Origin of the sequence: Mycobacterium innocens (assembly GCF_900566055.1) — a bacterium.
Classification (GTDB): Bacteria; Actinomycetota; Actinomycetes; order Mycobacteriales; family Mycobacteriaceae; genus Mycobacterium; species Mycobacterium innocens.
The window spans coordinates 1-5,076 of sequence record NZ_UPHQ01000142.1; the positions used below are offsets into that span (position 1 = coordinate 1).

At 67.8% G+C, this 5,076-nt stretch carries 5 protein-coding genes and 2 pseudogenes; 2 read left to right on the plus strand and 5 right to left on the minus strand.

Annotated features, from left to right (window positions below; genetic code table 11):
• Positions 1–136: 136 nt before the first annotated feature.
• Positions 137–370, plus strand: a pseudogene (locus EET03_RS15025) (sigma factor-like helix-turn-helix DNA-binding protein); the annotation flags it as partial.
• Here EET03_RS15025 and EET03_RS15030 read toward each other — a convergent pair.
• Genes EET03_RS15030 through dprE2 form a run of 4 tightly spaced genes read right to left on the minus strand, consistent with a single transcriptional unit; the run spans position 367 to position 3,756 of the window.
• Positions 367–1,095, minus strand: coding sequence for a cobalt-precorrin-6A reductase (locus EET03_RS15030; protein WP_063472798.1), 729 nt, complete (start codon positions 1,093–1,095; stop codon positions 367–369). The pseudogene EET03_RS15025 and the gene EET03_RS15030 overlap by 4 nt on opposite strands.
• Positions 1,092–1,841, minus strand: a complete 750-nt coding sequence (gene cobM, locus EET03_RS15035) for a precorrin-4 C(11)-methyltransferase (protein ID WP_075542291.1) — start codon at positions 1,839–1,841, stop codon at positions 1,092–1,094. The genes EET03_RS15030 and cobM overlap by 4 nt, the downstream gene beginning before the upstream one ends.
• Positions 1,838–3,010 (minus strand): bifunctional cobalt-precorrin-7 (C(5))-methyltransferase/cobalt-precorrin-6B (C(15))-methyltransferase, encoded by a 1,173-nt coding sequence (locus tag EET03_RS15040; RefSeq protein WP_075542292.1) that lies wholly within the window; start codon positions 3,008–3,010, stop codon positions 1,838–1,840. Before EET03_RS15040 ends, cobM begins: the two co-directional genes overlap by 4 nt.
• Positions 3,007–3,756 (minus strand): decaprenylphospho-beta-D-erythro-pentofuranosid-2-ulose 2-reductase, encoded by a 750-nt coding sequence (gene dprE2, locus EET03_RS15045; protein WP_075542290.1) that lies wholly within the window; start codon positions 3,754–3,756, stop codon positions 3,007–3,009. Before dprE2 ends, EET03_RS15040 begins: the two co-directional genes overlap by 4 nt.
• A gap of 29 nt (positions 3,757–3,785) precedes the next feature.
• Between dprE2 and EET03_RS15050 the strand changes: the two genes are divergently transcribed.
• The gene (locus EET03_RS15050) at positions 3,786–4,202 is read left to right on the plus strand and encodes a F420-dependent biliverdin reductase (protein WP_208649058.1); all 417 of its coding nucleotides are present in this window, start codon (positions 3,786–3,788) and stop codon (positions 4,200–4,202) included.
• Here the strand turns inward: EET03_RS15050 and EET03_RS15055 are convergent.
• A pseudogene (locus EET03_RS15055) lies at positions 4,141–5,076 on the minus strand (hypothetical protein); the annotation flags it as partial. The gene EET03_RS15050 and the pseudogene EET03_RS15055 sit on opposite strands and share 62 nt — an antisense overlap.

Sequence of the window (5,076 nt, forward strand, 5' to 3'; positions counted from 1 at the left end):
TGGCAACTGAACACGCCGACACTGATACGATAATACATGACTACTTCACCCGCATCGCATGACCGTAAAACACCTGCTCACGAACAACATTGAGAATTCGAAGCCCACTCAATAGGGGGAACTACGGTTTAAGGCGGATCCCCATGACCGCGGCAACCGAGACGAGGCCGTCACCGAACTGGCCTTGGCGGCTGCAACCCAGCTCACCGCCGACCAGCGCGAGGCGCTGTTGCTCAGCCGGTTACTCGGGTTGTCCTACGCCGATGCCGCGGCGATGTGCGGCTGCCCGGTCGGCACCATCCGGTCCCCTGTGGCTCGCGCGTGCGATGCGCTGCTGGTCGATACCGAACGCGACGAACTGACCGGTTAGCTCAGTCCGTCGACCCAGGCGGCGGCTTGCGCCACGGTGCTCACAGTCGTGACGCCGGCGGGAAGCGGCGGACGTGCCACCATCACCACCGGAACATCAAGTGCCGCGGCGGCATTCAGCTTGGCCCTGGTCATGTCGCCGCCGCTGTTCTTGGTGACCAGCGCGTCGATGTGGTGTTGTCTCAGGAGCTGGACTTCATCGTCGTAGTGATACGGGCCGCGGGACAGCACCAGCTGGTGGCGACGCGGCAACACGGTGTCGTCAGGCGCGGTGACCGCGCGGATCAGAAACCACGCGGGACTGCCGGCAAAGGCCGCGACGCCCGAGCGGCCGGTAGTCAGAAAGATGCGTTGAAACTGTTGCCGGGCAACGGCTTCGGCGGCCTGCGTATCGGATGTAACGACGATCGCGTCGCAGGGATCCCACGGCGGGCGGGCCAGCACCACATAGGGTTTTTTCAGTTCACTGCAGACCTGCGCGGCGTGCGCGGTCATGGTGGCCGCGAACGGGTGAGTGGCGTCGATGACGGCGTCGATGTGTTCATCGACCAGCCAGCGCCGCAGGCCGTCGACGCCGCCGAACCCGCCGATGCGCACCGGGCCGACCGGCAGTGCGGGATCCGGCACCCGGCCGGCCAGCGAGCTGACGATGTCGACGTGCGGGTGCAGCCTTGCGGCCAGAGCCCGTCCCTCGGCGGTGCCGCCGAGCAGCAGCAGTCGTGTCAATGCGCCTCCCGACGTGCGGCCGAATAAAGGTAGCTGTCGGTGAAGCCGTCGGCTGCCAGCACGTCGCCGACGATGATGACGGCGGTCTTGGTGATGTGGGCGTCGTGCATTAGCGCGGCGATATCGGCCAGCGTGCCGCGCAGTACCCTCTGCTGTGGCCAGCTGGCGAAAGCGACGACGGCGGTCGGCGTTTCGGGGCGGTAGCCGCCCGATAGCAGCTGCGGGACGATCTTGTCGATCTGCGCGGCGGCCAGGTGCAAGACCAGGGTGCCGCCGGACTTGGCCAGGGTGGCCAGGTCCTCGCCGGGCGGCATGGGTGTGGACAGAGTCGCGATTCGGCTCAGGGTCACGGTCTGCGCCACTCCGGGGACGGTGAGCTCGCGTTTCAAAGCGGCGGCGGCCGCGGCGAAAGCCGGTACACCAGGAACGATTTCGTAGCCGATGCCCAGCGCGTCGAGCCGGCGGCACTGCTCGGCGAGCGCGCTGTACAGCGACGGGTCGCCCGAGTGCAGCCGGGCCACGTCGTGGCCCGCGGCGTCGGCGGCGGCGAGTTCGGTGACGATCTGCTCCAGCGTCAGCCGTCCGGTGTCGACGATCTTCGCGTCCGGCGGGCATTGTGCGAGTAGATCTTTCGGCATGATCGAGCCGGCATAAAGGCACACCGGGCACCGTTCGAGGAGTCGCTGGCCCCGCACGGTGATCAGGTCCGCAGCACCCGGGCCGGCGCCGATGAAATAGACCGTCATCGCTTGGTCACCGTCCATTGCGTCACCGGCCGCTGCGGGCTCCAGCCGGTGAAGCCGCCCAGCGAGTCGCCGCGGTAGTGCTGGAAGCGTCGCAGCTCACCGCTGAATTGCGAATACTCCTGTGCCAGTATGGCTTCTGCCTCTACTGTGACCGCGTTGGCGACCAGTCGGCCGCCTGCGGGCAGATGGGCCAGGCAGGCGTCGAGGAGGCCGGGTTGAGTCAGGCCGCCGCCGATGAAGATCGTCGCCGGTGGTGCGGCGTGGTCAAACTGGTCGGGCGCTTGGGCGCGCACGTCGACGTCGACGCCGAAGGTCGTGGCGTTCCGTTCGATGTTGCGGCGGCGCCGTTCGTCGCGCTCGAACGCCACCGCGGTGCAGCCCGGCGCGCTGCGGCACCATTCGACGGCAATGCTGCCCGATCCGGCGCCGACGTCCCACAACCGCTGTCGCGGCCGGGGTGCCAGTGCGGCCAAGGTAACGGCCCGGATGCCGTGCTTGGTGATCTGGCCGTCGTGGACGAACGCGTCGTCGGACAGTGACGAGATGCGCTCGTCGGGCAGGTAGCGGATGGCGATGACGTTGAGATCGTCGATGTCGCATGCGGTTTCGGTGGCCCAGTGGCTGGCGGTGCCGTGGCGGTGGCGTTCGTCCGGCCCGCCGAGCTGTTCGAGCACACTGAATTCCGATTTGCCGCGGCCGTTTTCGTCGAGCAGCGCGGCCAGTGCTGTGGGTGTGGTCCGGTCTTTGGAGAGAACGATCGCCTGGCCGCCGCGGCGTATTGCGGTGTGCGGTGCCGCGGTGACCAGGCTGATCACCTCGGTGTCGTGGACGTTCCAACCCACTCGGGCGCACGCCAACGTCACCGCCGACACATGGGACACCACGGTGACTGCGTCGGTGCCGAACAACCGGATCAGGGTGCCGCCGATGCCGTGCATCAACGGGTCGCCGCTGGCGACGACGTGGATGTCGGGCCCGTGTGCCGGTAGTTGTTGGAGTGCGGGCAACATGGGTGACGGCCACCCACGTCTGGCGGTGGTTACGGTGTCGTCGAGCAGGTCGAGTTGCCGTTTAGAGCCGTAAACGACGGTAGCCCTTTGTAATTCGTGGCGCGCCCGCTCCGAAAGACCCGGCATGCCGTCGGCGCCGATGCCGACCACGATGATCATCGCGGCATCCTGCGCCACACGAACTGCGGCAGCAGCCTCATCGCGAAGAACGTCGGCCGCAGCGCCCACGGGACCCAGACGGTGCGCCGCCCCTTCGCCAGGGCCCGCGCGGTGGCCTCGGCCACTTGCGCCGGGGTGCTGGACAGCGGCGCGGGCGTCATGCCCTGCGTCATGCGCCCGATCACAAATCCCGGCCGCACGATCAGCAACCGCACTCCGCTGCCGTGCAGCGCGTCGGCCAACCCGCTGGCGAAGCCGTCCAAGCCGGCCTTGGCCGACCCGTAGACGTAGTTGGCGCGGCGCACGCGCATTCCGGCCACCGAGGAGAACACCACCAGTGTTCCGGTGCCGGCGTTGCGCATGGCCACGGCCAGATGAGTGAGCAGGCCGACCTGGGCGACGTAGTCGGTGTGCACGATGGCGATCGCATGCTCGGCATCGGTTTCTGCCCGGGCCTGATCCCCCAGGATGCCGAAGGCCAGCACCGCCGTGCCGATGGGTCCGTGCTCGGCCGTGATCGCGGCGATAAGCGGGCCGTGGGTGGCCAGGTCGTCGGCGTCGAACTCCCTGGTGTGGACGTGTTTTGCGCCGGCTTGACGCAGGGCGACGGTCTGCTCGGTGAGCCGGTCGGCCCGGCGTGCGGCCAGTACCACCGTCGCCCCGGGGGCCAGGCGGCGCGCGAGTTCGGCGCCGATCTCGCTGCGGCCGCCGAAAATTACCACCGGAGCTGCGCCCGTGTCGTCCACGGCTGCGATTATCACCTGCGCTAGCGTGGGTGGCGATGGCCAAGACCACTACCCGACTCACCGACGACGCGATGGCGTTTCTCACCGAACGCCATCTGGCCATGCTGACCACGCTGCGGGCCGACAATTCGCCCCATGTGGTGGCGGTGGGTTTCACCTTCGATCCCACGACGCATATCGCTCGGGTGATCACCACCGGCGGCTCGCAGAAGGCGGTCAACGCCGAGCGCGGCGGGATCGCGGTGTTGAGTCAGGTGGACGGCGCGCGCTGGCTGTCGTTGGAAGGCAAGGCTTCGGTGAATCGCGACATCGATGCCGTCCGCGATGCCGAACTGCGCTATGCCCAGCGCTATCGGACCCCGCGGGCCAATCCGCGACGGGTGGTTATCGAAGTTCTCGTGGAGCGGGTGCTGGGGTCGTCGTCGCTGCTGGACCGGGTGCAGTAGCCGCTAGGTAGCGCACCCATGCGCCGCCGGCGGGTCCGGCCACGGCGTGTAGCCGGGCGTTCTGGTTTCCCGTTCGCGGCAGGGCGAAGTCTGCGTTGACGGCCGCACAGGCTAACGGCGCCTGGTCGAACCTCACCGGATTTGGCGTCAATGTCCAGGTGCCCCCGGCGTTGAGGCAGGCCGCGGGGTGCGGGGCTTCGCACGGCGCGGCCACCCAGCGGCCGTTGGCCGCTTGGAGGGTGCAGCTTCCGGCGGTCGCGCGTGGTTCGTCAGGAGCCCAGCTCCACAGCGTGGCCTGGATACGCCCGTCTTCGGGGAGCAACTGGTCGAAGCCGAACAGGTTGACACCACAGTCGGTCATCGCCTGCACCTTCGACGGTGTCAGCGCCGCCGGATTGGCCGGTGGCCGGGTTGGGCTGGTCAGGGCCGACACCAACGTGGAGTCCTCGTAGTAGCGGACGAGCTTTGTTGCGTACACGTCGCTGTCATAGGTGGCGTCGCAGGTGGGGTATGGCTGATACCTCGACGTCGAGCCGCTCTCCACCTCTGGGCCCTTCCAGGTGAAGACGTCATTTGACCAGCTTTGTATGCAGGAACTGACCAGCACGACTTGTGCGCCCGCGGCGCGGACGTCGTTGCGTGACGTCTGTAGCGGGAGCGGGACGCAGCCGTTCGCGGCGCGGCCGGCCTGGTCGGGGTGATAGATCAGGCTCGTTCCGTCCGGACGCCGGAGGCTGTCTTCGAGGATGGCGAGTGTTGATGAGTATGCCGCGGCGTCCTGCAGCTCGTCTTCGAGGTAGAGCAGGATGACCTCTTCGGTGTGGCCCGGGGTGTTGAGCCAATTCTTGATCTGTGGGAGCACCGCGGCGAACGG

Excerpts from the sequence above, each read along its gene's own strand:
- cobM (WP_075542291.1), bottom strand. The coding sequence starts at position 1,841 with ATGACGGTCTATTTCATCGGCGCCGGCCCGGGTGCTGCGGACCTGATC.
- EET03_RS15040 (WP_075542292.1), bottom strand. The coding sequence starts at position 3,010 with ATGATCATCGTGGTCGGCATCGGCGCCGACGGCATGCCGGGTCTTTCG.